We start from the raw sequence: 26,145 nt of genomic DNA, 5'->3' as shown, positions 1-26,145 counted from the left end.
GTTGGTCCTGAACGCTCTTAGTCAGCGATTATTGCCGTTTACATAATCGTTGATCATACTGGCGTTTGGCGGTGCGTTGTAGATTGGCCACTAAATCTTTCATAAAGTTCAATTTCTTTGGGGATTTCACAAAGTTCATTATTCAGCTGAAGTCTTAGTGCCTTTAACAGTGGCGCGTCGACTGCCCACTCTCGGTTGGACGAAGCGGTCTTGATACTCTATTCGTTGTCCTCTGATTATAATAAATGAAAACTCGCCTGAGGCAGGGATGACGAAACGCGGCTATCACCACGGAAACCTCAAACAGGCTTTGATCGAGGCTGCTCTCTCTCTGATTGAGGAAAAAGGACCGACCGGGTTCACCTTATCCGAGGCTGCGAAGACTGCCGGCGTGACCCCTGCTGCGGTTTATCGGCATTTCCACGGGCGAGAAGATTTGATTGCCGAGGCTGCACGACAAGGCTTCGAGATGTTCGCGGACCTTATGCAGTTTGCTTATGACAAGGGTCAGCCATCGGCTTTAGCAGCTTTTGAGGCAACCGGACGCGCCTATCTAGCGTTCGCTCGAAAGCATCCAGGACACTATATCGCGATGTTCGAAAGCGGCATATCACTGAACCGTACGCCGGAATTGGCTTTGGCCGCCAACCGAGCAAAGAGCGTATTAGAAAAAGCCGCCGAGAATCTATCGCAGCATATCCCGCCGGAAAAGCGCCCCCCCGCCTCTATGTTTAGCGCACACATTTGGGCGATGAGCCACGGAGTGGTTGAACTTTACGCCCGAAATACAGGAGCAACATCGCCCTTTCCCCCAGAAGATTTGCTGGAATCTGGAATTGGTATTTATCTTCGGGGATTGGGTCTGGTCGCCCCTGATGACTAAAAATCTCAGAATGCCCGGCTGGGTTTTGGTGTTGATAGACGAGACGTGACATTAATCAAATCCATCTGCCCCATACCTTTTATATTTACAGGGCCCAGATCTGTTATTTGAAACTCATCAATCAATGCGTATTTCATTTCTGCGGGCGCAACGATGTTCATCGGGTTTGCGAATACTTGCAATCTGGAAGCTATGTTCACTGCAGGGCCAAAAACGTCATAAACGTATTTCTGAATTCCTACGACCGAGCCTACGGCGGCGCCCATACCCAACCCGATACGGGCCTGCCACTTGTGCGGATGGCTTTCATTTCGCCGTTCTAAGTACCGCAGAAATCTGACCGCACAGTGGGCGACTGCCGTGGCGTGATCTGGTGTTTCATCAGGCATTCCCGACACTGCCAGATAGGCGTCGCCGATGGTCTTGATCCTTTCGCAACCGAACTGCTCAACGATACGGTCGAATGCAGTGAATATATCGTTCAATTCGCTTAGCGTGACTGTGGGATCGGTTTTTGCAGCAAAATCCGTGAACCCAACGAAGTCCAGCATTACGACCGAAACCTGATCGAACAATTGTGGCGTAACTACGCCAAATGTCTTGAACTCTTCGTAAACGGCGCGGGGCATCAAATTCAGCAGAAGGCGCTCAACCCTTTCCTTTTCACGCTCCAGTTCACGAGTATTGCGCTCGACCATAGTTGAATAGCTGTCAATCATGCTCTCCAACTCACGTATCCTCGTGATATTTTGACATTCTACGACAAGCACTTGTTCTTCCAGACCGTTTGCCAATGAGACCGCGGTTGCAAAAATCAACGTTCGGCGTCGCGGTTTGATCTGCAACTCGACAGAGTAACGAAGCCCAGATTGTTTGACGTCGTCCAATTCCTTGGGGTCAAGACCCGGTAGCACGTCCAGCAGAGACTGGCCTGGTTCCGGCGAGCCGAACCACTCTGCAAAGGGGCCATTGTGAAAAACAAAACTTAGGTCCGAGGCGCGAACAACAGCGACGCCCACTCCAATAGCTCGCAGCAACTGCTCATTTATGGCAAGAATACTCATGCGGCGTTCCGCGTAACGATGATGGAGCGTTTTTCCTCAATTGCGTCTATTGCAAGATTAACATCCTCTTCGGCCATACCATGCATTTCTAGGGCTTCTCTGAACAACGCAGACATTTCGTCGAAATGCGCGTGCGAGATATTGAGATGTCGGTGTACCGCCTCGATCCGGTCATCGCTGAACGACGCTGGCCCTCCTACCAGCGAAGAAACAAACTTCGTTTGGTGGTCGATTAGTCTTGGCAAATCAATATTTTCGAAATGAAACCCGATCTCTTCCGAGTCCAGGGCCATTTCGTAGAAAGTTATCACTATACGGCTTATGGCTTTGAACCCGCCGTATTTTTCATAGATCGACTGACTCACAACGCTAACCGGTTCACAAGTTTCAATAACAACTTGAGGTTATATCAACTTGACAGTTTTGTTAACGGTTTTACGAACACTAGGCCTTTGCTGTTGCAGGCGACCGCAGACAAGCGTCGAAACACTGAACGAATTTACCCTTGTCGACCGTTCTAAAACACGTCAGAAGCTCTTAACGATTGAAATGTATGGCTTTGCCTTCTTGAAGTGCTTCTTGCGCGGCAATTCCCATTTGAACTGCCCAGATACCATCGTTCAAAGTAACGTCCGGAACGGTCCGGTGCCCGCGCACCAACTCAAGAAAGCCCTGATGCTGAAAATAAGTTGAGCCATTGTGATCCCCCGCAGCCAAGAGGCGCGGATCCACAGGTATATCCTTGGAAATTGGTCCCTTTGGCTTTCGCGGGCTGACGACAAGTTTTGGAACTGGCGGCACACCAAGATGATCGGGCCAAAATCTAGCCGGACCGGGAACCAACGCCTCAATCTTTCCTTGGGCGCTTACAGCGGCGATTTCCTCTTGGTATTCAGATCCTTCCGCGAACATGCATAATTCAAGCATAGCGCGGGCACCCGAGGAAAAATCGACGATTACGTAACCGTGGTCTAAAATATCGGGCGTTTCACCGTCATACTCTTCATCTAAATGATTAACTGCCTGCCCTCCGCTGGCATAAATTCTGACGGGGTCAGAATTTAGAATTAGCCGCATGAGGTCGAAGAAATGGCAACATTTTTCGACAAATGTACCCCCCGTATTGCGGTTGAATCGGTTCCAGTTGGCGATTTTGTCCAAAAACGGAAAGCGGTGTTCTCGGATCGATAGCATTTTGATCCCGCCCAAAGCATCCTTGGCTTCGGCGATTAGGGCTGAAATGGGCGGCATGTACCGATACTCCATCGCTACCCAAATCGGATGCGGATATGTTTTTTCGATCTCCAGCAATCGATCAGCGTCCGCAGGGTTTGTGAACAAAGGTTTCTCAACCAGCAACGGTAAAGGGCGGACTTTGGCGATTTCAACAATCTGGTGAACGTGCAAGTGGTTTGGGCTTGCTATCACAAGGCAATCCAAATCCTCTACTGACAACAAATCGGTTATCGATGCCACCAACCTTGAGCCCGGCGAAATCCGCCGCGCAATATCAGCCATGTCTGTGTCAGGCTCATATATGGCCGACACGCGCGTACCCTCAAGCAATGCTATATTGTGTAGGTGCTCTTGCCCCATCATTCCGCATCCGATCAGCCCGTAATTTATGGTCCGGGTCATGCGATATCCCTCATTCTATTTACTTAAGACGTTGCACGTATGCTGCTCGATCTGGGTCAAACCAAGTTTTTGAGAACTCGACAGGTTCGGCCTTTTCAGACCAGCTGAACCGTTCGATGTAACCCACAATCTGTCCAGCAGGCTTTGTGAATTCGGCTGGCGTCCAATCAGGCAGCGATCCAATGGTCACTCGATCCTCAGCCCGGGCAATCCAGAACCCAAGTTGGTGTTGATAATAACGGTAGAGCGAGTCTGACAGCAGCTGCTCATCAATGAGTCCAACTGATTCGTCCAGCCAGATCTCCTCGAGAGCAATAATTGTGTCATTGAGATAGCGAATCCTGCGTACTCGTGAACCACGGTCCGATTCCCCGAAATCTCCTAGATCGGTAGGCTTTGCAAGATGATCGACGGAAAGAATATCGGCACTTGGCAACCCTCCGCCCTCGGGCAGCTCCAAGCGGAACATCGCGTAGACGCTGTTATGTGTTCCAGTCTCGCATACATAGTTTCCGGAGCCCTGAATACGCTCCAACATGCCTTTTTTTTCAAGCTCGGCCAGCGATTTTCGCAATGTACCTACCGATACATTCATATCCGCAGCCATATCGCGTTCCGGCGGTAGACGCTCTCCTTTTATCAAACGCCCAGCAGTTATATCCCTGATCAGCAGTTCTGCGATCTGGATATAAATCGGAAGGGCATTCGGATTTCTGTCAGCTTGTGTCACGAGGGGCGCTTCACTCGGTCGCAGGAAAAATTGATACACTATTGATCTACATCAAAGTGATTGCTACGCAAGAGTAAATGCAAAAAACATCTCGGAGCCCAACCAAATGACAATCGTCCCAATCACATCCCCTGATCTGGATGCGGCTGAGGTATCATGGTTTGCTGCGCTATGTTCAGATGACTATCAATTTCTCGGCGTACCCGACGGTAATTTGCGGTCAAGTTGGGAACATTGCTCGAGCATTGTGAAAGAGGCTGAAGCTCAAGGCTTCCGAAATATTCTGTGCCCGTCATCCTATCAAGTCGGCCAAGACACGTTGAGTTTTGTTGCGGGCTGCGCGCCCATAACTGATCGGATCAACCTTTTAGCGGCTGTACGTTGTGGTGAGATGCAGCCGATAATGCTTGCGCGAACGGTTGCAACACTTGATCACATGCTCAAAGGACGATTGACCGTCAACATTATCTCCTCTGACTTTCCGGGCGAAAAAGCTGAAAGCTCTTATCGCTATCAGCGGTCACGCGAGGTAGTCGAAATACTTAAGCAGGCCTGGACGCGAGACGAGATCAATCATCAAGGCGAGGTTTACAATTTTTCCGGACTGACCACTGATCCAGCACGCCCCTACCAAATCGGTGGGCCACTGCTGTACTTTGGCGGCTATTCGCCTCCTGCTTTGCAGTTGTGCGGTGAACATTGCGATGTGTACCTGATGTGGCCAGAAACCAAGGATCAATTGGCTGAGCGCATGAAAGCGGTTCATGCCGTGGCCGATGAGTGCGGTCGCACACTGGATTACGGCCTGCGTGTTCACATGATTGTTCGCGATACCGAGGCCGAGGCGCAGGAATACGCCGAATTTATCGTGTCGAAACTTGACGACGAATATGGCCGCGCCATTCGTGAACGAGCATTGGATGCGACTTCGCTGGGCGTCTCACATCAATCCAAAAACCGTGATCTGGCGGACCAATATGGCTATATTGAACCTGGCCTGTGGACCGGCGTTGGCCGGGCACGCTCAGGCTGCGGTGCTGCTCTGGTAGGATCCGCCGATCAGGTGATGACAAAGATCGAGGAATACCAAAAGATGGGGATCCGCGCCTTTATCTTTTCGGGGTATCCTCATTTGGATGAGGCGCGGCATTTTGGCACCCGCGTTATGCCAAACCTCAAAACCTGCTCTCTTCCAGAAGCTTATGGAAGAGTTCCTACTGAAACCCCTGCTACCCCGTTAGGCAATGGAGTCCGTCGCTAATGCAACGCGTTAAATTATCCGAAACGCTTGAGATGAGCCGTCTTGTCTACGGCATGTGGCGGCTGGGTGATGATAATGACACCTCTGCCTCTCACGTCGAAGCCAAGATTCAGTCCTGTCTGGATCAAGGCATCACGACTTTCGACCAAGCGGATATTTATGGCGATTATGGTGCCGAGGCCGTTTTGGGGAACGCTTTACGCGCCAACCCTCGCGTACGTCAGCAAATGGAGATTGTGACCAAGTGCGATATCGTTGCTCCGTGCGGGCGGTATTCAGATGTCAAAGTCAAATACTATGACACGTCAAGGCAGCATATTCTGAAGTCGGTGGATACTTCTCTTTCGGAAATGGCCACCGACCATATCGATCTTCTTTTGATTCATCGCCCCGACCCCTTTATGGACCACAACGAAACCGGGGCGGCTTTGGACGAAGTTGTGAACAGTGGCAAAGTCGGCGCAGTTGGTGTGTCGAATTTTCGGCCTTGGGATTGGAACCTATTGCAATCCGCAATGAAATCGCAACTGGTCACAAACCAGATCGAGATTTCTTTGGGCGAAATCGCTCCGTTCACCAATGGGGATTTGGCATTTCATCAACAAAATAGCCATCCTGTCATGGCTTGGTCGCCGCTGGGTGGAGGCATGCTAATGTCCGGCAACCCGCCGGTCGGGGTCGTTGCCGACGAGATTGCGAAAGAGTTCGACGTAGACCGCGCTGCTGTAGCGGTTGCGTTTTTGCTTGCCCATCCTGCAAAGATACTGCCGGTTCTCGGCACCAACAATCTAGATCGGATAAAGCGCATATCTGACGCGCTTAAGGTCGATCTGGATCGGGAAACCTGGTTCCGCCTGTATGAGGCGGCGCTGGGCCATGAGGTACCATGATGAACGCAATCACCCCGAACATGGCGCACACTTTTGTTCCCCGGAAGGACGACACCCGAACTCTGAGAGACGCATTCGGCCGATTTGCAACCGGAGTGACAGTCGTCACCTGCGACAGTGGTGACGGCCCTATTTGCATTACGGCCAACAGCTTTTCTTCATTATCATTGGATCCGGCTTTAATCATGTGGGCGGGAGACCGAAACTCAAAAAGGTTTCGGTATTTTCGTGAGGCGAAACACTTCAGCGTTCACGTTTTATCGTCGAAACAGGCAGAGCTATGCTATGGCTGCTCTAAAGATGCGTTTGCATTGAAGGCGATTGAACACAATCGCTGTGAAAATGGCACGCCAATACTGACAGGTTGTCTGGCAAGATTCGAATGCGAACGGCATGCGTATCACGACGCGGGTGACCACGTTATTGTAATAGGAAAGGTTCTTAGGGCCAGCATGGCAGACGGAGACGCCCTGACCTTCTACGCCGGGAAACTCGGCCAATTCGCGCACCAAAAAGCGCGGTAAGTGTTGCGGGGTTTAACCTGTGACCAAATAAGGGAGGATCCGCATGAGCGGATTAACATCGGTCCTTGCACCGATCGCGTATGTAAATGAAACCGCGCTGCGACTGGGCCGTGCGGTTGGGGTCGTTGCGATGGCCGTTATGGTCATAGCAATTCTGATTCAGGTGTTTTTTCGATACGTTCTGGGTAATGCCCTGCCCTGGCCGGATGAAGCTGCGCGATTTTGCATGCTGTGGATGACTGGTCTGATGGCGCCAACTGCGTTCCGTCGTGGCGGATTTGTAGCGATCGACATGGTTCCGCAAATGCTGCCTCGAGTTTTCGGACAATTGCTGAACATCTTCTTGCTTGTCGTTTCCCTGGCAGTCTTGCTGGTTGCCGTAAATATAGGATGGTCCGAAGTCACCGGTTTTGGTGGCAAATTCGCGACCGCAGCACTGTATCTTCCGACGTCAATTGGATTTGACGAATGGTACCGAATTCCACGCAGCTGGATGATGGCCTCACTGTTGGTTGGTGTTATCCTTCTGATCGCAGTCAACATTGAACTTATCCTGCGGGCGGTAATCACACTGTTGGGCGGCGGTGACATGCTGCCTGAAATCGCCGACGCCCCAGCAGGAGCTGAATAAATGCTTATCTTGTTCCTTCCGACATTCTTGGTCTTTTTGATGATCGGTCTGCCGGTCTTTTTTGCCCTTCTGGCTGCGCCGGGAATTTTGTTGTGGTTAAACGGCCAAACCAACGACATCACGCTGCTGTATCGGAATGTTTACAACGGTATGGACAGCTTTCCCCTTATGGCGATCCCTTTCTTTATGCTCGCCGGAGAGCTTATGAATCGAGGTGGGATCACCATACGCCTCGTTGAATTCAGTCAAGCACTGATGGGGCATCTACGTGGTGGACTGGCGCATGTAAACGTTCTCAGTTCCATTCTTTTTGCAGGCCTTTCTGGGTCGGCCGTCGCAGATACCTCGGCGCTGGGATCAATGCTGATTCCCGCTATGGAAAAACAGGGGTATACCCGCCGTTTTGCTGCTGCAATTACAGCGGCCAGCTCAGTAATCGGACCGATTATTCCGCCTTCGGGCATCATGATCATCTACGCGTATGTCATGGGCGAAAGTGTTGCCGCCCTTTTCTTAGCAGGAATCGTACCTGGCGTAATGGTGGGTGTCGGTTTGATGCTGATGATCAAGGTAATGGCCGACCGTTATGACTTCCCAGTTGCAAGCCGCAAATACACATGGGGCGAGCGTCGTCAGGCAAGCCTTAAAGCGTTTTTCCCTTTGTTGACTCCAGTAATCATTCTTGGCGGTATCTTGGGCGGCATATTTACCCCGACGGAGGCCGCCGCTGTTGCCGTTGGTTATGCATTTTTGATCGGTTTTTTCGTTTTACGTACCCTGACGCTCAAAGAAGTCCCCGAAATCCTTAGCAATGCGGGTCTGACTTCCGCTGTTGTATTGTTGCTTGTTGGTGCGGCGATGGCTTTCAAAACCGTAGTGAGCCTAAGCCATGCACCAGAACAATTGGCCCAGCTTATCCTCAGCCTGTCGGAAAACCCGCTTATTCTGCTGTTCCTGATCAACCTATTGTTGTTCATCGTGGGTATGTTTTTGGACGCTGGTCCAGCGATCATTATTCTCGGCCCGATCTTGGCACCAATTTTTACCAGTCTCGGTGTAGACCCTATCCACTTTGCCATTATCATGAGCGTTAACTTGACCGTCGGTCTGGCTACGCCACCCATGGGTTTAGTCCTTTTCGTCGCTGCCGCTGTTTCGCGCGAAAAAGTCGAAACCATCGCAAAGGCCATTCTGCCGTTTCTGGCTGTTGAAATCATAGTGATCTTTTTGATTACTTATGTTCCGGCAATCTCAATGACGATCCCGAGAATAACGGGATTTGCCAACTAACTGAGTATCACAGGGAGGAAACGCATGCTCAGAAGATTCATTAAATCGGCCGCGGTGGCCACTTCGCTGGTTGCAGCATCCGCCATTGCAGCTGCGGCTGCAGATTACACACTGCGCGCGACGGCGAATTCAAATGAAAACGATGAAGACTATGACGGATTGATCGTTTTCAAAAACTATGTTGAGGCTGCCTCGAACGGTGCGATCGAAGTCGAACTCTTCATTGGTACTCAGCTTTGTTCGAATGGCGCGGAATGTCTGCAAGGTGTCGCTGACGGAACAATCGATATATACATTTCGACGTCTGGTGGTGCATCCGGTATTTTCCCGTACGTTCAGGTTCTGGACTTGCCCTATCTTATGGCCGATGACCGGATTGCCGAACACGTTCTATCTGGTGATTTCACCCGCAAAATGCGCGATATGGCATTGGAAGACTCCGGCGGCGCGATCCGCTTGATGACAATCGGAAATACTGGCGGCTGGCGCAACTTTGCCAACACTCAGCGCCGGATCGCAGAGCCAGCAGATATGGAAGGTCTGAAGATCCGCACCGTGGTAGCGGACCTTCCGCAGGAGCTGGTAAAGGCTTTGGGCGCTTCACCAACACCTATCCCGTGGCCAGAGCTGTTCACCAGCTTTCAAACAGGTGTCGTCGAAGGTTCCAAGAACGGCATCACTGACATCATGGGAATGAAGTTCCCTGATGCAGGGCTTCAATACGTCACGCTGGATGGTCATGCCTATATGGGCGCTCTCTGGTGGATGAACAACGCGAAATTCCAGGAACTGCCAGAAGACATGCGACGCGTCGTAGTTGATGGATTTTATGCGTTGCAGCAGGCTACTTTTGCATCGCCAAAACGTAAATCCATTCAAGCATACGAGGATTTCGTAGCTGGCGGAGGTGATCTGTACGTTCCGACCCCTGAGCAGAAAGCAGCCTTCAAAGAGGCGGCTACGCCCGTCTACGAATGGTTCCAGTCTAACGTGGGCCGCGGAGATGAGGTGTTTTCAGCTCTGACCGAGGCTGTGGCTGCAGCCGAGGCGGAGGTCAACGCATCGCGCGATGCAGACCTGAACTGACCTACCGGGGTCGGGCTGTTACAGTCCGGCCCCGCTATCGAAACGGGTACATCCACCCTTTGTAGTCGTTTACTAGAATATGAGCTCGTTCGATCTGCTCTGGCGTCATTTTCTTGACTATTTCTTCAAGGCTGATCGCCGCGTCGGGATCGCCACCGATGGCGCTGAGCGTGTACCACATGTAGGCGCGTACAAGATCTGGAGCGGGCATACCGAGCCCCAACTCGTAATACCAGCCGATGCCCGATTGCGCACCCGGATGTCCTTTCATAGAAGCCCGCAAATACCATTCAAAAGCTCGTTCATAGTCCTGTTCCACTCCAAGCCCCAAACCATACATCACGCCAATCAATTCTTCCGCCTCGGCATTACCCGAGCGCGCAGCTGGCATCAGTTCGTCTCGGGCGGCTTCAAACTCTCCGGCTTCCATCAAGTCACGCGCGCCCTCAAGTTCAGCCAGCGTCGGCGTTGCAATAAGACAAAAGGCAAAAATGTACTGACGCATTTGTGTTTTGCTTTCCTGTTCGCTGTACCAGCAACGTCACAAGAGCTACCTCGGCCGCTGACAGATGAAGATTTCATCCCCTTTGATATGAAACAGGCTGCCGTCGGTCATCAGCTTTTTTACGATCCGGTTTTATCTGGAAATCAAAATATCTCCTGCGCCCATTGCCATCACCCCGACTTTGGCACTTCCGACGGGTTATCTCTTGGCATCGGAGAGGGCGGCGAAGGACTTGGACCGGAACGCACACCTGGAAAAGGCCGGCATAAAATTCGCAAACGCATACCGCGAAACTCGCCTGGTTTATGGAACCTTGGCGCAAAGGAAATTCATACTCTGTTTCATGACGGACGCCTCAGCCATTCTGATGTTTACGGAAACGGCATCAACTCACCTGCGCAAGAATGGCTGCCGAAAGGACTGAATTCGCTGCTCGCAGCACAGGCTTTGTTTCCTCTGACTGCACAGTTTGAAATGGCCGGAAATGTTGCTGAAAACGAAGTTACAGGTGCTGTTCATGACAGAATCGACAAAGGCTGGCCTATCATTGCAAAACGCGTTCGAACGGATCCGCTTTACGGGCAAGCCATCGTTGAAGCGTTTGATGATGTAGACACACCCAATGAAATAACGATTGTTCAGGTTGTGAACGCACTTGCTGCTTTTATGGCGCTCGAATGGCGCAGCACCGACAGCCCCTTTGATCAGTACCTTTCCGGTGACACCACAGCTTTGTCGCCAAAGCAGAAAAAAGGGATGGACCTGTTTTATAGTAAAGCCAAGTGCGCAACCTGCCACTCCGGCCCCTTAATGTCGGACCAAAAGTTTCATGCGTTAAGCATCCCACCTTTCGGCCCGGGTAGGACGCGGCAATGGGATCCATACGCTCGCGATGTTGGTCGCATGGGGGAAAGCAACAGATTGGAAGATGCCTATCGCTTTCGCACACCGATGCTTCGCAATGTAGCTTTAACCGCACCTTACGGTCACAACGGTGCCTTCCCCGACTTGGAGAGCGTCGTCAGGCACCATCTCGATCCAGCAGTCAGCTTTGAAAATTGGGCTGAATATGACGCTAACCTGCCGCCCGTGCCTTGGTTGCAAGGAGCAGATTTCATAATTTGGCAGGACAAGTTAGAAATGCAGCGTGTTCGATCGACAGTCGACATTCGTCCAGTAACCTTGTCAGACGAAGAAATCGGCAACTTAGTGGCCTTTTTGTACGCATTGACTGGTACCAGTGTCGAAGAACCGCCATTTGGAGTTCCGGACGGGTTTCAGCCGTAGCTTAAGTTAAAGGACCCGTTGCTCGCACACCGTTAAATGGGCTCACCATTGACTCAGTATCGAATGGGAAACTCAATTCGCTCATTGCCAAAGATTTTTCTATCATCTGAATCGGCAATCTGGATATCAAGCAGTAAGGGTGAACACATGAGAAAACGGGGATCTGATCTAAATCGATTTCGGCTGCCCGTTCTGCAAGGTGTTCTACCATTTGATCGCCCTGCTCTGCCGACTGAAATTCTTGCTGGAATCACATTTGCGAGCCTCGCGATCCCCGAAGTCATGGGCTACACGAAGATAGTTGGGACACCGGTAATTACCGGCCTCTATACAATCCTGATACCGATGGCGTTGTTTTCGATCTTTGGATCGTCGAGGCATTTGGTTGTCGGTGCGGATTCCGCAACTGCGGCGATTACGGCTTCCGCACTGGCGGGAATGGCTGTTGCTGGCTCGTCGGAATATCTAGCGCTGGCATCGCTGCTGGCACTATTGGCAGGTGTTCTTTTGATCACAGCTCGAATTATTGGCCTTGGGTTCTTGGCCGACTTTCTTTCCCGAACAGTGCTGGTCGGATTTTTGACAGGAGTAGGAATCCAAGTGGCGTCGACCGAAATCCCACCAATGATGGGGATTGAAGCATCAGAACATGGAACACTGCACAAACTGTGGAGTTTCGTTCAGAACTTTGATCAATTTCACTGGCCAACAGTGGCGATTTCTATTGCGGTGCTTTTGGTCGTGTTAGTTGGAAGGCAACTATCCCGTAAAGTACCTGGCCCTTTGATAGCCGTAGTCGGGGTTATCTGTTTAAGCTGGTTCTTGGATTTCGATGCTTCGGGAATTGCTGTACTTGGTCCCGTTCCCAGTGGTCTGCCTGCCCTTGCGATCCCAGAGGTGAATTGGAGCTGGGCGCCGATTAAGCAGTTGTTGCCGACAGCTTTGGCAATTTTCGTGGTCATTCTTGCGCAAAGTGCAGCTACATCGCGTGCCTACGCCGCGCGTTACGATGACAAGTTCAGCGAAAACAACGATCTAATCGGATTGAGCGCAGCTAACCTTGGGGCGGCTTTTTCCGGTACATTCGTTGTCAACGGCAGTCCAACAAAGACTGAAATGGTCGCTAGTGTTGGGGGAAAAAGCCAGATCGCACAGTTAACGACGGTACTTATTGTTCTGGTCGTCATCCTATTTCTGACTGCGCCACTTGCTTACCTGCCAAACGCCGCCCTGTCTGCTATTGTATTTTTAATCGGTGTTAACCTGATCGACCTTCGTGGATTGGTGAAAATCTATAAACAGGCGCGATCCGAGTTTTGGATTGCCGTATCGACAACCGGCGTGGTGGTGATCGTCGGCGTCGAGCAAGGCATCATTTTCGCGATGGTACTGTCCCTAATAGATCATACAAGACATGGTTATCGGCCCAAGAATTCAGTGATTGTGCAGGGAAAGAAAATAGGGTGGCACACCAAATCTCTGGCTGAGCCCAATCAGATTTTACCGGGTCTTGTTATCTACCGATTTTCTCACGGGATGTACTATGCCAACACTCAGCGCCTGACGGAAGAAGTTACAAGCATCGTGCAATCAACTTCGAACAAGATTAATTGGTTCTGCATAGACGCGTCTGCAATAGATACAGTTGACTTCACTGCTGGCTATACATTGAAATCAATTTTCAAGTTCTTGAAAAGGAACAAAATACAGCTTGTTTTCCTGATGCTGGAACCTGATGTCAAAGCCCAGCTCGACAAATTTGGCGTCAGCGATTTGATAGGTGCCGAGTCGTTCTTCGATACTGGCGAAAGTTTGATATCCGTCTATCAAAACAAGGCCACTGGCAGTTGAAAGGCGCAGCACGCGAAAACGCTGCGCCTATAACTTTAAGTTAAACAGCGACGTACTCTTGGCAAATAGGTCAACACAAAGGCATCAAACAAAAGTACCGTCAAAATGGCGACACCCGCCATCGGAAAAGCAATGGAAACTGCCAGGCCCACCTTTACTGCACCTTGCCAAACAGGCAATTCGCTGGGCATTGGGGGCGCAGCAAGTCGTCTTGCGTTTACCGGACGACGCTTTACCCACAGCACGATGGAAGTGACGCACATGAACAAAACGCACAGGCAGAAAATCGTGTTCGCCAAAACGCTCCATAAACCTAGTGTGCCCATATGCAGTGCGATACCAACAGCCATGGCCTTACCCGCCAAGGAATAATCTTCGTATCGCACATCGGCCAGAATTTTGCCTGTGTACTGATCAATGTGCACGGTTCTATCTGTAGTTGGGGAATTACTATCAGTACTCATAGGGTCGCGGCTCAGTGTCCAAACCCCGTTTTCACCCTGCGGCAAGTTCAACTGATACCGCGCTTCGAACCCGATTTCGCGCGCGAAACGGTCTACAGAGTCCATTGTGACCGGACCCAAAATTCCGACGAGTCCGGAACTACCCCCGGATGCTGGCATAGGTGTTTTCTCCAAGGCGCAAGGTACTTCACTTCGCTCATGGTTCATGCTGGCGCGGATCTAGCCCAACAAAGGAAAGTTGTCTTACTTCCGACTAGCAACATGCAAATGAACCGAACTGAAAACTACCACCCTCGGCGCCCAAATAGTGAATGTATGCGCCTTTGATCGGCGAACGGGTCAGTTGGGCCGGGCCTCGACAAGTGCGAAATAACTCGATTGACCATCACCCAACCGATCACGGCGAATAAAACACCACCAAAAGCCTGCCCAAGCAACACGCCCGGCGCACCGGCTATTTTCGAACCAATAATTACGAAGACCCACGTTCCGACAGTGTGCCGTCCCCAATTTATCCAAGTTGAGTAGATCGGATAGCCCAAGTTATTAAAGCTGGCATTTGTAACAAAGATTACGCCATTGAAGAACGCCGCCAGCGCCAGCGGCCCACAAAAAAGATAAATTAGCGCACGTGTTTCGCCCTGGGCATCAAACAAATCAGCAATTGGTGAACGCAATACGAACAAAACAGCCGCCATAATCAACACATACGTCGCGGTAAACTTTACACCAGCAATGAAAGCCGATCTGACTCTATCGTACTGTCCTGCACCAAAATTCTGACCGATGATTGGCCCTATCGCACCGGACAGCGCGAAAATTACCGAAAACGCAACGGGCATCAAACGTCCTATGACCGCCATTCCTGCGACCGCGTCGGTGCCGTATTCAGCGATCTCACGCACCACGATCGCATTTCCAATCGGAGTAGCAATATTTGTGAGGATTGCTGGTACTGCAATCATTCGAACAGCACTAAAGTCCCGCGTGACTTGCCGGATCGAAAGCCTCGCAAACCCATTATGAACGCGCAGCGCAGGCAGCAATGCCGCAACCAACATTGTGATCCGCGCCAAAACAGAGGCGATCGCGGCCCCATCCAATCCCAAACCCACAGCGAAAATTAGAACTGGGTCCAGCACGGCATTTACAACACCCCCGTAAATAGTCGCCATCATCGATCTTCGTGCATCCCCATGCGCGCGCAAAACTGCCATGGCAGTCATTGCCGCCGACATGACCCACATTGTGGGAAGGATTATTGACACGTATCTAGACGCTAATCTCAGCACCTCGCCCTTTGCGCCCAGTAAAGACAGCAAGAATTCAACTTTAATCAGAACAATCAGGGACACAAGAACCCCAATTAATACACCCAAAACACCAACGCTTGATCCAAACTTTCGGGCATCATCCGGGCGACCTGCCCCAAGTTCCCGAGCAACCAAAGCCCCGGCGGAAATAGAAAGACCGATATTCACAGCATTGGTGAAAAACAACAAAGTGCCAGCATAGCCAACCGCCGCGGCCAGCGCGTCGTTACCCAGCATCGAAATGAAGACCATATCGACGAAATCAACGGCAAAGATTGCCATTAACCCAATGCTGGTGGTCAGAGACATTCTGACTACGTGCCTCATCAGTCCCCCAGAAAGGAAGACTGCTTGGTTTTCGGATTGTGCTGCCATCCGTTAAAAAAGCCTCACCAAAAGTCGCTGAACCACCCTGCCTGTGTTCCCAATTGCGCGGCAAGAATTTTTTGCCGAAGGATCAAAATACTGCTTCGTTCATTCTCTTTTCGTGAGACGCCCGGCCTATGTTCTTTTCCAAATTCTGGTGGATGTGCTGAGTCTAACCGTTCTCACAATGCCGCAACTTCTTCCCTTGCCTTTGCAACAAACTTACCGGACTCAGTTTCATGAACCGGTCGTTGGGTTTGAAGTATCAACGAGCCAAAAAATCAGCAATCAGACGCCCGAATAATTCAGGCTTCTCAGCGTGGACGGCATGAGCGCAATCCGGCACGACGGCAAGTGAAGAATTTGGGATATCTGTCCAAAGCTTTTGGATTTGCGTCCATGGGTAAGTTCGATCACGATCACCCCATATGACCAGAGTTTCTTTTTCAATCTGGCTTAAGTTTTGTTTGCCCGACCAAGACTGCATAGCGTCAAGCCCAGCATTTATTGCAGGCAATTTTGATTGCGCTGCAATCGTCGCGCAACGCTCGAAACCTTCTGCCGCTTCTCTTTTAAGAAACCAAGTCGCCGCGATACGTCGTGCGGTAGCTGCAGAACCCTCTTCTTGCGCCCGCCTTTTACTTTCTTCTATTGTCTCAAACCGCCCAGGCAAAACGCCGATTGCACCAGTAGCGTAAAGCACAAGGCGATCAATTCGATCATTGTCTTTAAGGGCAACTTCCTGGGCAATCATACCGCCCATGGAATGACCAAGGAGGTGATACCTAACGACACCCGCTTTTCTTAGATGATCGATAACCCAATCTGCATATCCATTGATGCTGTCGATCGGCGATAGATGAGACCTTGCGCCGAAACCCGGCAGATCTGTCGTAATAAGATCGAACTGCCCGGCCAAGCCATCTATATACCCTTCCCATTGCGCGCCACCGCCCATGAACCCATGAATAAGGACAAGCGCGTTCACTTACGCTGACCCTGTACGATCCGGTCAAGGATCATAGCGCAGAACAAGATAGAGAAACCCGCCAGAATACCTTGTCCCACATTGGCGTATTGCAACGCTTCCAACACATCTTCGCCAAGCCCCTTGGCTCCAATGAGCGAAGCAACCACGACCATAGCAAGCGAAAGCATGATGGTTTGATTTATACCTGCCCGGATGGAGGGGCTTGCAAGAGGTAAATCAACCTTGGTTAGCAGATACCATTTGTTAGCTCCAAAGCTAATAGCCGCCTCGCGCACACTTTCGGGTACTCCGCGCAGCCCCAGGACGGTGAGACGAACAACCGGCGTTCCTCCAAAGATCATCGTCGTGACGACCGCGGCCGGTTTTCCTGTGCCAAAGAATGCGATAACAGGAATCATGAACACGAAGGCCGGCATTGTCTGCATGAAGTCCATGATGGGCTGAATAAACGCGTAAAATCGTGGACGGCGGGCGGCGAACATACCAAGCGGAATGCCGATAACAATAGAAAGGCAAGCCGCAGTTCCAAGGAGCGCCAGTGTTGTCATGGCTTTCTCCCAGAAGCCCAGCAAGCCCATGTAAGCGAGAAAAGCACCGGAGTAGATCGCCATCCGAACGCCAGCTGTCAGCCATGTGAGTAAGATGATCAGCGCTGCAATTACGATCCAGGGCGTACTGACGAAAATGGTTTCCAAAGCGTCAAGCACAAGTCGGATTACATAAGTAATTCCATCAAACAACGCCTCACCGTTTAGAACGGCCCAGTTAAAAAATGCTTCTACGCCGTCGATCGATACAAGGCGTATATCCGGGTCGGTCGGAAAATTGGTCAGCAGCGTAAATCGATCCGGAAAGCTGTAGTGCACAACGGCAGCGGCAACGATTAACCCCATGAAGACGGCTGAAAAAACTATCTGCTGAACGGGCATTCCCGAGCGGATTGTTCGGTCGCTGAGCCAGTCCGAAAAACGTGCTTCAAGCGCTGTATTGGCCGTCACAGCTTGCACCAGCTTAACGACAAGCAAAATCACAAGACCAGTCAGCGCAATTGTTGGCCCTTGGGCCGCAGCGGCTTCGGCCTCGGCCCTGAACCCTTCGATATTGGCCTCAAGCGACTCGACAGTACGGCGAAACGCATCCACCCGATCGGAATTGTTTTCAATAGCCGCAGCGAGTTGTTGGCGCCGCAATTCGAGCGTACCTTCGATGGAGGTGATGCGTGCCATGGCATCTGCCCCTAGATCACCGAATAGACCTCGCGCAATTTGCACAAAGGCCAGCGCTTCAAGGATTAAAAACGGTAACGCCCAGGACCAAAGGCCGCGTGCTCCGAACCAGATGGGTCCAAATAGGCCAGCAAACACATTGAAGGTGGGTGTAAAGCGGGCCGAGGTGCCAATCTTATCAAAATTCCGGATGTAATATTCTGGTGAAGTCCGTACGAAGGTGCGGATATTTTCCCGCCGCTCTTCGGCATAAGCCTTTGCAGCGGCCGAGGTCGTATCCTCTAGTGGGTTTGTGGTGTCTTCCTTCATGAGACTTCGGTTCCTTCTATCACGGTGCGGAGCAGATCAGCCCGAGTGATCACGCCAACATCAGTACCGCCGTCCTCAACAAGAATGGCACTATCGCCTTCAATTGCGAGATTGATCAGATTGCTAAGCGTTTCGCTTTCGTTGACACGCGGAACGTCTGCCGGGATTGGCCCGTGGGCAGCGACATGAGCCTCTAAAGGCTGCATCACTGCATGAGCATGAACAACTTTGAGCCGCGAAATCCCCGCAACAAAATCCGCAACGTAGTCATCGGCAGGATGCATCACGATATCTTCAGCGGTTCCCACTTGAACCACCTTGCCGTCGCGCATGATCGCTATTCGATCTCCGATCCGAACGGCCTCATCAAGGTCATGCGTAATGAAAACGGTGGTTTTCTTAAGAATCTTCGACAAACGGATAAATTCATCTTGCAATTGGCGGCGGATAAGTGGGTCGAGCGCTGAGAATGGCTCATCCATTAAAAGCACATCTGGATTCGCTGCCAAGGCGCGCGCCAATCCAACCCGCTGTTGCATACCGCCCGACAGTTCGTGTGCGAATTTCGAACCCCACGCCCCAAGCTCGACGATGTCAAGAATAGCCGCCGCCTGACGCATACGTTCGTTCTTTGCCACGCGCCGGATTTCCAGTGGCATCGCTACATTGTCGAGCACTGATCGATGCGGCATGAGCGCGAAATTCTGGAAGACCATGCCAATCTTCTGATTGCGGAACCGTTGCAGCTCCTTTTGCCCAAGCGCCATTACATCGATGCCTTCAATCTCGATCTTTCCCGCAGTGGGCTCCAACAAGCGATTGAAGTGACGTACAAGCGTTGATTTTCCTGAACCCGAAAGGCCCATAACGCAGAAAATCTCACCCCGCTTAACAGAGAGGGATACATCGGCGACACCCACAACGGCATTGAACTCGCTCAGGACTTCCGCCTTCGTAAGTCCTCGATCGCGGATCGCTTGTAAGGCTGCCTCGGGCTTGCCGCCGAAAATCTTCCAAACGTTCGAGATTTCAATAACTGTTTCGGCGTTCATGGCTTCGTCCCGACTCGCAACTTATAGTTTCGAGACCCAAGATTGACCTCGGATCTCGACGTCCTGTTAAATTATTCCCCGACAAGGTCGGGGGCGAGTATCTCGCTGTGGTACTTTACAGGCCAAGCATCTTGTCTACGCGGTCGGAATTCGCCTCCACCCACGACTTGGCGACATCGGCAGGATCTTTACCGTTTGCACTGATCTCGAATGCCAGCGAGCTGACGTCGTCTGCCGTCAAAGCAAAGTTGTCAAAAAACTCGGCAATAGCCGGCGAGCGATCTACCAGTGAGTTAGACCACGCGATCTGAACTTGTTTCAAAGCGTCCTTGGTCGCCACCATTGATTTGTTGTACCAATCAGGATCGTCAGAGGGCTGCACCATAACGTATTTTGCCGGATCAAATGTCGGCTCGGTCAGCATCTCAACATCGAACATGAACCATACTGCATGGGGCTTGTAACAATAGAAGGCATATCCTTCGCCCTTTGCGATGCTGTCTTTGATGCGCGCGGTTTTCACGGCCTCTTCTGCGCGGATGGGTTCAATGAAGTCCAGTAGGCCATAGTCGCGCACCTTGACTTCATTAACATTGGCGGACGCCCAACCTGGTGCGCCAATCCACATCTCACCCTTACCGTTGCTATCGCTGTCCATGGCCGCTGCCACATCCGGACGGCCCAGATCAGCGATATCGGTAATATTCATCTTCTCGCCGAAGTCTTTGGAAACGCAAAAGCCTTGGTTTCCTTCGTAAGGGTTGGAGGACAAGGTGACTGTACCGGCCTCATCAACGTATTTCTTGGTAAAGCTTTCCTGATTGGGCAGCCAGACATCTGGGTGCACGTCTATATCACCTTTGCCTTGGTCCATGGCTTGGAAGATCGTGGCGTTGTTACCTGGCACGTACTCGACCGTTCCCCCAATGCGCGAAGAAACGATTTCGCCCAGGACATGGGCAATAGCTTGCGCGCCGGTCCAAGATGGCACGCCAATTTTTACGTCTTCTGCGAAAGCGGGTGCACTGATAAGGCCGAGTACCGCAGCGCTAATTAGTGTGTTTTTTATTGACATGGGCAGGTCTCCTTGTTGTGTAGTTTTTTGTCTTTGTTAAATTTCAGGTCGTGTATCCGGCTAGATCAAATGTGTCCGGATAGCCGAACAACGCCGCACTACCGCCGGTATGAAGAAAGACGACATTTTCCATTCCATCGAAATAGCCTTTTCGGATCTGGTCGATCAGGCCATCCAAACCTTTTCCTGAATACACCGGGTCAAACAACAACCCCTCTGTACGCGCTAAAAGTTTAAGTGCCTCAATCATACCAGGTGTGGGAAGACCATAGCCGGCACCGACATATTCACAGTTGGCCCGAACAGCTTCGCGATCGATCTGATCACCCGCACCCATCAATTTTGCCGTTCGAACTGCCAGATCGTAAACCATGGCTTCCTGTTTTTCTTTTGGCGCTCGCACGCCTATTCCTAGCAGGTGAATATCACTCCGAAGCGCAGCAAGGCCAGCGACAAGCCCCGCTTGGGTGCCGGAGCTTCCTGTCGCATGAACAAGCGCATCGACTTTCAATCCTGCTGTGACAGCTTGTTCAGTTAATTCACGCGCGCAATTCGCGTACCCCAGTGCTCCAATCGGGTTCGACCCCCCTCCTGGGATTACATAAGGCGACCTTCCACTATCTCGCAGCTGCGCGGCAAGGGTCTCCATTTCGGAATTCATATCGGCGCCACCAACGCGCTTAGACACCGTGGCACCGTGCAGGCGATCCAACAATACGTTACCGTTCAGAATGTAATTCCGGTCATTGGAGCCCGTGCGATCCTCCAACAGAATATGGCATTCCATACCTAATTTCGCAGCCGCCGCAGCGGTCTGGCGGGCGTGATTGGATTGTGTGGCGCCCTGAGTGATGATGGTGTCTGCCCCTTTTTGGACAGCATCTGCCATTAAAAACTCCAGTTTGCGGGTCTTGTTTCCGCCTGAGGAAAGGCCAGTACAATCGTCGCGCTTGACCCATAGACGCGGGCCACCGAGTACCTCACTGAGCCGGTCCATAGGTTCCAGAGGAGTAGGAAGATGCCCCAGCGAAATTCGCGGGAATTTTGCTAACGTGACAGATAACTCTTTGCACAGGCTCAAGGCCATTCCAGTCCCGACCGCCGTTTCGCGATCGATGGTTTGTTCAATGTCTGCCACAGAGCAGCCCCCCTCTTAATGTGCAGCCAAACCTTTTCAAAGTATATCGTGGAAAAACAGTGTTAATTTCTTGGCCTGCCCATACTATTTGTTTGAGCAAAGGGAGTCAGAAAATGGATATGTCGTGGTTTGAAGACGTACTAACACTTTTAGAAGAGCGGAATATGACCCGCGCTGCGGACCGGCGGAACATTACACAACCTGCCTTTTCAAGGCGAATTCGCAGTTTTGAGGAATGGTTGGGCGTCGAAGTCTTGGACCGAAAGGCCAATCGGATCGAGATCAGCCCCGCCCTCTCCACCAACGAAGAAGAAATTCGTTCTCTGATCGCGCACCTAAATGAGTTACGAACAAAAATTTCGCAACATGATCCCGCCGAATCTGTGGTTGGAATAGCTGCGCCGCACGCTTCAATTTATTCGACATTCCCGGACATGGCTTTGCGTGCACGCTCAACCTTTAAAGGAATCCGGTTTCGCGTTCGGGCGGCGAACCTGAGCGATTGTGTGTCACTCTTTTTGCGCGGCGATACAGACATCTTGTTATGCTACGAGGCGAGCAGTGTAGGCTCGATGCAATTTGGGTCCGGAGTGCGCCGTGAGCTTTGGGGGCATGATTACCTCATCCCGGTTGTTGGAGGCGTATTGCGTTATGCGGTGAGGGATAATCATGACGTCCCACTGGATACGCCCGCCATAGTGTATCCCGAAAACAGCTATTTCGGAGATGTACTGAACAAATCGCAGTGTCAATTTGGGACGGCAAACTTCAGCAGCAACCCAGTGTGCCAGACCGCATTTTCTAGCGGTGCGAAAGAAATGATCCTAGGAGGTCTTGGTGTGGGCTGGCTTCCATTCAGTATGGTACACAGAGAAATCGAAAGCGGTGAACTGATCGCGTTGAGCAATGGCTTTGGCCGGGTTGCACTCGATGTAGCAATTTACGCTCATCGCCATATTGAAATAGCGGAACAGCTTGTAGATTTCTGGACAAACAGACCGAAGTCTTCACAGTAGAAAGTTCAGGCTTCGCGCGATCTATACAGGATTAGCCAACGTTTCTATTTAGCGGTTTCATTCCGCACTCGTGCCAAGCTCTACGCGCTCACTCAATAATTCCAATTCGGCCAAGTAGACATTGAGAACCCGACCTAATTTATATTGATCTGAGCCCAGAAAAAACCCGTAGCGGCCCCCGGTAAAAGCCGGGGACCGCGGGGCACAGATCTAAGTGAACTAAATAGATCAAGCGTGTCCGCCACCTATTAATCCGATTCCTGAAGTCAAACCAAACCAAGCTTTGATCCGTAAGCCGACAGCTTTGATAATGCCCATTGCCTGAATCGCATGGGCGACAGTTGTACCTTCCAAATCACCATCCAAATTCGTTGTGTAGGATTGAACGATGCAGCCGCTGCCCGGCACCAAAAGGTCGCGGTGTTCAGGATGCACGAGATCGAGATGTACGACGATTTGACCACGTTTTGCCTTTTCGCCGGGCTCGATCAGACGTCCGCTGGGGGCGAGTTGGCCAGAAGAGATGGGTTCTTGAATACGGACGATCCGCGCAGGCAAAACGGTGTTGCGCATCGAAATATTGAAGTTGCTTTCGCATGCAACTTCTGCAGCCATGCCTTCGTACAGTTCGGTACGAGAGACCTGAGAGAAACCGGCAACAATTCGGCCACGTTCAACATCACTTCTCTCCGGAACGATAAGCATGGCGGGGCTCATCGCTGCTTGGGCTGCGCGCGATCCAACACTAAGGGTCACTTGCTCAACTACGCCGTCGACCGAGCTAAGTGTCAATGTTTTTGCCAGTTCCACCTCGGCCTGTTTGAGAGATGCCCGTGCTGAGGCAAGCTGAGCCGGTAAAACCGCGGTCGCTTGGACTTGAGCTACTCCCAATTGGGTTTCAGCGGCTTCAACTTCAGCCTCTCGGGTGTCTAGCATTGCTTGCGCCCTCTCCAGCTGGCTCACTTGAAACGCAGACGAGCCTTTGGCTTGAAGCGCCCGGTGATCCATCAGCACAAGCTCGGCCTGTCCCATTGCCGTCATAGCAGCATCCAGCACGGCTTCAGCGGTTTCCACCTGAAGATCAGCGGCTAGCTTGGCGCTTTCGATTTCCTCGACTTTGCGCTTGGCGAACTCGACCGCGGCTTTTTCCGACGTGTTCTCGACGGCGAAAAGCGGATCACCCGGTCTTACATGATCACCACCATTGACGAAGACTTTTGTGACCGTTCCTCCGTTTTCGGCGACGACTGGGACCGTGCGGAATGGCACGAGGCCAGTGTAGGATTTGGGGTAATAGTAGAAGACCGCAAAGAAAACGATCAGCGCGAGGACGAACCACATGAAGACAGCCCGATGTACGTTGTAAAGAGTTATGGGCATCCCGCGCCATTTCAGGAAAATTACGCGGATTACAAAAGGGAAAGATGTGACGAGCAGTTCGATCATTTTACCGTCTCCTCATTAGATGGGCGCCACCAAAGCATGAAGTCACGGGCGATCGCTGTCAGAAGCAAAGCGGCTGGCAATAGAATGCTGAAATGACTTAGCGCTGGCATCAGCTCATAAGCCAAAGCAACGGTCAGCATCATCGGGATTGTTGTGCGCAGCGGAGTACCGGTTGCCTTGTGTTCGGTATATCGATCAAAGCGCGCATAAAGATGAACGACCAAAAGGATTGCAAGAAAGAAGACTATTAGACCGACCCAAGCGTAATTGTCGGTCTGATCAGGCGCGACCCACCAGCGGGGGTCACCGCCCGCGGCGAACGCAGGGGTCGAGATGATGCCGAACACAGGCGCCATCAGGAACGAGGGTGGTTTCATGTTTCAAGTCCTTTTACTAACGCAGGCAGCCTGCGAGTGAAGCGTTTCGTTTGTTTGGAATTTCAGAATCAGGTTAGTTTTTGCGAAGGATTGGAAGGTCGCTGTGCTGGGGCATAGGGGGGGTCCCAAGGGCGCCCTTTTGAAGTTTTCTCGCCGCGTACCAGACTTTGTGGTCCGTCAGTATTTTCATTGGACCACGCTTTTTTGACCGGCCCTTGGATTGCCTTAAAAACCCGGTAGTACCTTGCGAAATTGAACATTGCCTTTTCCTTTCTGATGACCGGGATCTAACCTCCGCTTCGTTCGCGATCCTTAGGCTTCTGGACATTTGTTGTTGGCTTCTGGACAATTGCAGAAGATTTGGGCTTCGCCTGCCGGTCGGGGAGGACAAAAAAGGTGCCACGCGTCAGCGCATACAGACTGCAAAATGTCGGGCGCCTTTATGCGCTGGAACCAAACGCGCAAATTCCGTTTGCTGAAGTTCTGGCAATGGCAGGCGCTTCTCCCGAGGTCATCGATGGACCCGATGCAACTGTCGAGTTACTGCACGAAGCGGGCACACTCGAAACGGCCTGCCGTGTGCTTGAAGACAAGACATTCGCCGCCCGTGTTGGTCTTTCGGCGCGAGGTCCAGGAACGCTTCTTGCTTATATCGTACGAGCTGCAGAAACTATTGAAGACGCGCTGAAAATGACGCAGCGATTTTATGCGATGCAAGACCCTGATTTGCGCCTGGACTTTGTTGGTACACCTGAAGCGCCAAAAATCACGCTGGAAAGTAACGTAATCCCATCGCATCAATATCCCCGCCACCGCGAGATGTTACTGTTCGGCCTTTTTAAACGCGTTCAGCAGATCACCTCTGGCGGTCTTACTCCGATCTTTATTGAGTTGGAGACCGACGACACCGATCATTGTCGAATGTTGGCCGAGCTGGCAGGTTGCCATGTTGAAGGGTTTAACGCCGGGTACGCACTGAGCTTACCGCCTAACGGTATGAGTTTCCCGATCCCGACTGCGGACCCTACCCTGTTAGGTCATCTGCGCAGGCACGGCGAAGAACAGTTGAAAGCACAGCCCAATACAGTCCGCAGCCTTTCGGACCGCATAATAGACGTGCTTGGCCAACGCCTTCCCGGGCCGATTCCAAATGGAGACGAAATAGCCGGGGAATTAGGCCTGACACGCCGCACTATGACTAGACATCTGTCGGCCGAAGGGACAAGTTTCAAACTATTGTTGGAAGGCGTGCTTTGCGATCTTTCTAAACGGATGCTCCGCAGCGGCGAGGGCGTTGCACGCGTTGCTTTTATGCTGGGCTTCGCAGATCAGGCCGCCTTTTCGGTCGCTTTCAAGCGGTGGACCGGGGAGACACCGGCAAAGTTCAGAAAGTCCGGTCGCTAGCCTTTGCGCAGTTTTAGGAAAGCAATAGTTAGCACGCTTTCACCGAGTCCAGAAACCTATTCAAGTAAATTTCACGGATGTCCAGGATCAACAAAACCTTGTCCCGTCGCCAAAAGAAAACTGGTCTATTGATCACCTAGTTCAATGGCACAGGGCAACCACAAAGGTTGCTTGCCAGAACAAGGATGAAACAATGACTACCTCTAAGAGATTATTCTTTATCGCTCCGATCTCCGCAGCAATGCTGTTTACCGTAGTTGCCACCCGGGTCCTGAAGGCTCACGGGTGGCAAATCTGTTTTGTTGTTCCTTTAAAGCTTGATTAACGG

Annotated in this window: 26 protein-coding genes; 12 read left to right on the top strand and 14 right to left on the bottom strand. The window is 51.5% G+C overall.

Translation table 11 applies throughout. The features are described from left to right. Positions 1 to 268 precede the first annotated feature (268 nt). Positions 269 to 883 carry a TetR/AcrR family transcriptional regulator gene (locus GOV45_RS17640; protein WP_170480224.1) on the top strand — a complete coding sequence of 205 codons (615 nt, stop codon included), beginning with the start codon at positions 269 to 271 and terminating at the stop codon, positions 881 to 883. 5 nt (positions 884 to 888) lie between these two features. On the opposite strand, the gene GOV45_RS17635 is transcribed toward GOV45_RS17640, so the two are convergent. The 4 genes from GOV45_RS17635 to GOV45_RS17620 all read right to left on the bottom strand — a co-directional run bounded on the left by GOV45_RS17635 (position 889) and on the right by GOV45_RS17620 (position 4,315). Further along, positions 889 to 1,947 (bottom strand): adenylate/guanylate cyclase domain-containing protein, encoded by a 1,059-nt coding sequence (locus GOV45_RS17635; RefSeq protein ID WP_170480222.1) that lies wholly within the window; start codon positions 1,945 to 1,947, stop codon positions 889 to 891. Beyond that, entirely contained in the window at positions 1,944 to 2,312 is a 369-nt protein-coding gene (locus GOV45_RS17630) for a group I truncated hemoglobin (RefSeq protein WP_170480220.1), read from the bottom strand. Before GOV45_RS17630 ends, GOV45_RS17635 begins: the two co-directional genes overlap by 4 nt. Positions 2,313 to 2,484: 172 nt before the next feature. After that, on the bottom strand, positions 2,485 to 3,585 hold the full coding sequence (locus GOV45_RS17625; protein WP_170480218.1) for a Gfo/Idh/MocA family protein: 1,101 nt from the start codon (positions 3,583 to 3,585) through the stop codon (positions 2,485 to 2,487). Between the two features lie 19 nt (positions 3,586 to 3,604). Continuing rightward, positions 3,605 to 4,315, bottom strand: a complete 711-nt coding sequence (locus GOV45_RS17620) for a GntR family transcriptional regulator (protein ID WP_170480216.1) — start codon at positions 4,313 to 4,315, stop codon at positions 3,605 to 3,607. Between the two features lie 106 nt (positions 4,316 to 4,421). Between GOV45_RS17620 and GOV45_RS17615 the strand changes: the two genes are divergently transcribed. The 6 genes from GOV45_RS17615 to GOV45_RS17590 are packed head-to-tail and all read left to right on the top strand — an operon-like array spanning position 4,422 to position 9,997. Next, the gene (locus GOV45_RS17615) at positions 4,422 to 5,576 is read left to right on the top strand and encodes an LLM class flavin-dependent oxidoreductase (RefSeq protein WP_170480215.1); all 1,155 of its coding nucleotides are present in this window, start codon (positions 4,422 to 4,424) and stop codon (positions 5,574 to 5,576) included. Further along, positions 5,576 to 6,466 carry an aldo/keto reductase gene (locus GOV45_RS17610; RefSeq protein WP_170480213.1) on the top strand — a complete coding sequence of 297 codons (891 nt, stop codon included), beginning with the start codon at positions 5,576 to 5,578 and terminating at the stop codon, positions 6,464 to 6,466. Before GOV45_RS17615 ends, GOV45_RS17610 begins: the two co-directional genes overlap by 1 nt. Further along, a complete protein-coding gene (locus tag GOV45_RS17605) occupies positions 6,466 to 6,990 on the top strand; it encodes a flavin reductase family protein (protein WP_170480212.1) in 525 nt (174 codons plus the stop codon). The genes GOV45_RS17610 and GOV45_RS17605 overlap by 1 nt, the downstream gene beginning before the upstream one ends. Positions 6,991 to 7,033: 43 nt before the next feature. Beyond that, positions 7,034 to 7,621: a TRAP transporter small permease gene (locus GOV45_RS17600; RefSeq protein WP_170480210.1), complete on the top strand. Its 588-nt coding sequence runs from the start codon at positions 7,034 to 7,036 to the stop codon at positions 7,619 to 7,621. After that, positions 7,622 to 8,911, top strand: a complete 1,290-nt coding sequence (locus GOV45_RS17595) for a TRAP transporter large permease (protein ID WP_170480208.1) — start codon at positions 7,622 to 7,624, stop codon at positions 8,909 to 8,911. A gap of 24 nt (positions 8,912 to 8,935) precedes the next feature. Beyond that, positions 8,936 to 9,997: a TRAP transporter substrate-binding protein gene (locus GOV45_RS17590; protein WP_170480206.1), complete on the top strand. Its 1,062-nt coding sequence runs from the start codon at positions 8,936 to 8,938 to the stop codon at positions 9,995 to 9,997. Positions 9,998 to 10,031: 34 nt separating this feature from the next. On the opposite strand, the gene GOV45_RS17585 is transcribed toward GOV45_RS17590, so the two are convergent. Then, positions 10,032 to 10,502: a tetratricopeptide repeat protein gene (locus GOV45_RS17585; RefSeq protein ID WP_170480204.1), complete on the bottom strand. Its 471-nt coding sequence runs from the start codon at positions 10,500 to 10,502 to the stop codon at positions 10,032 to 10,034. 87 nt (positions 10,503 to 10,589) lie between these two features. Between GOV45_RS17585 and GOV45_RS17580 the strand changes: the two genes are divergently transcribed. Both GOV45_RS17580 and GOV45_RS17575 read left to right on the top strand, forming a co-directional pair. Then, complete coding sequence (locus tag GOV45_RS17580; RefSeq protein WP_170480202.1) at positions 10,590 to 11,789, top strand: cytochrome-c peroxidase; 1,200 nt, start codon at positions 10,590 to 10,592, stop codon at positions 11,787 to 11,789. 147 nt (positions 11,790 to 11,936) lie between these two features. Beyond that, a complete protein-coding gene (locus GOV45_RS17575) occupies positions 11,937 to 13,640 on the top strand; it encodes a SulP family inorganic anion transporter (RefSeq protein ID WP_170480201.1) in 1,704 nt (567 codons plus the stop codon). 35 nt (positions 13,641 to 13,675) lie between these two features. Here the strand turns inward: GOV45_RS17575 and GOV45_RS17570 are convergent, their stop codons facing one another. The 7 genes from GOV45_RS17570 to GOV45_RS17540 form a co-directional block, all read right to left on the bottom strand. Beyond that, on the bottom strand, positions 13,676 to 14,263 hold the full coding sequence (locus tag GOV45_RS17570) for a PepSY-associated TM helix domain-containing protein (RefSeq protein ID WP_302478479.1): 588 nt from the start codon (positions 14,261 to 14,263) through the stop codon (positions 13,676 to 13,678). A 125-nt stretch (positions 14,264 to 14,388) separates the two neighbouring features. Beyond that, on the bottom strand, positions 14,389 to 15,744 hold the full coding sequence (locus tag GOV45_RS17565) for an MATE family efflux transporter (protein ID WP_170480197.1): 1,356 nt from the start codon (positions 15,742 to 15,744) through the stop codon (positions 14,389 to 14,391). 304 nt (positions 15,745 to 16,048) lie between these two features. Continuing rightward, positions 16,049 to 16,771, bottom strand: coding sequence for an alpha/beta fold hydrolase (locus GOV45_RS17560; RefSeq protein WP_170480195.1), 723 nt, complete (start codon positions 16,769 to 16,771; stop codon positions 16,049 to 16,051). Further along, on the bottom strand, positions 16,768 to 18,309 hold the full coding sequence (locus tag GOV45_RS17555; protein ID WP_170480194.1) for an ABC transporter permease: 1,542 nt from the start codon (positions 18,307 to 18,309) through the stop codon (positions 16,768 to 16,770). The genes GOV45_RS17560 and GOV45_RS17555 overlap by 4 nt, the downstream gene beginning before the upstream one ends. Further along, complete coding sequence (locus GOV45_RS17550) at positions 18,306 to 19,361, bottom strand: quaternary amine ABC transporter ATP-binding protein (protein ID WP_170480192.1); 1,056 nt, start codon at positions 19,359 to 19,361, stop codon at positions 18,306 to 18,308. Before GOV45_RS17550 ends, GOV45_RS17555 begins: the two co-directional genes overlap by 4 nt. Before the next feature lie 115 nt (positions 19,362 to 19,476). Then, positions 19,477 to 20,436, bottom strand: a complete 960-nt coding sequence (locus tag GOV45_RS17545; RefSeq protein WP_170480190.1) for an ABC transporter substrate-binding protein — start codon at positions 20,434 to 20,436, stop codon at positions 19,477 to 19,479. Positions 20,437 to 20,479: 43 nt separating this feature from the next. Beyond that, a complete protein-coding gene (locus GOV45_RS17540) occupies positions 20,480 to 21,523 on the bottom strand; it encodes a D-cysteine desulfhydrase (protein ID WP_170480660.1) in 1,044 nt (347 codons plus the stop codon). Positions 21,524 to 21,687: 164 nt separating this feature from the next. On the opposite strand from GOV45_RS17540, the gene GOV45_RS17535 reads away from it, so the two are divergent. Further along, positions 21,688 to 22,590 (top strand): LysR substrate-binding domain-containing protein, encoded by a 903-nt coding sequence (locus GOV45_RS17535; protein ID WP_170480188.1) that lies wholly within the window; start codon positions 21,688 to 21,690, stop codon positions 22,588 to 22,590. Between the two features lie 228 nt (positions 22,591 to 22,818). On the opposite strand, the gene GOV45_RS17530 is transcribed toward GOV45_RS17535, so the two are convergent. Together GOV45_RS17530 and GOV45_RS17525 are read right to left on the bottom strand one after the other, a co-directional pair. Then, complete coding sequence (locus GOV45_RS17530) at positions 22,819 to 24,036, bottom strand: HlyD family secretion protein (RefSeq protein WP_170480187.1); 1,218 nt, start codon at positions 24,034 to 24,036, stop codon at positions 22,819 to 22,821. After that, positions 24,033 to 24,413, bottom strand: a complete 381-nt coding sequence (locus tag GOV45_RS17525; RefSeq protein ID WP_170480158.1) for a hypothetical protein — start codon at positions 24,411 to 24,413, stop codon at positions 24,033 to 24,035. The genes GOV45_RS17530 and GOV45_RS17525 overlap by 4 nt, the downstream gene beginning before the upstream one ends. A 396-nt stretch (positions 24,414 to 24,809) precedes the next feature. Between GOV45_RS17525 and GOV45_RS17520 the strand changes: the two genes are divergently transcribed. Next, on the top strand, positions 24,810 to 25,817 hold the full coding sequence (locus GOV45_RS17520; protein WP_170480185.1) for a helix-turn-helix domain-containing protein: 1,008 nt from the start codon (positions 24,810 to 24,812) through the stop codon (positions 25,815 to 25,817). Between the two features lie 193 nt (positions 25,818 to 26,010). Then, a complete protein-coding gene (locus GOV45_RS23500) occupies positions 26,011 to 26,142 on the top strand; it encodes a hypothetical protein (protein WP_302478477.1) in 132 nt (43 codons plus the stop codon). Positions 26,143 to 26,145 lie beyond the last annotated feature (3 nt).

The sequence above is a fragment of the Ruegeria arenilitoris genome (genome assembly GCF_013035425.1).
Classification (GTDB): domain Bacteria; phylum Pseudomonadota; class Alphaproteobacteria; order Rhodobacterales; family Rhodobacteraceae; genus Ruegeria; species Ruegeria arenilitoris_A.
The sequence above is the reverse complement of the archived record's forward strand: the minus strand, read 5'-3'. Positions and strand labels throughout refer to the sequence as shown.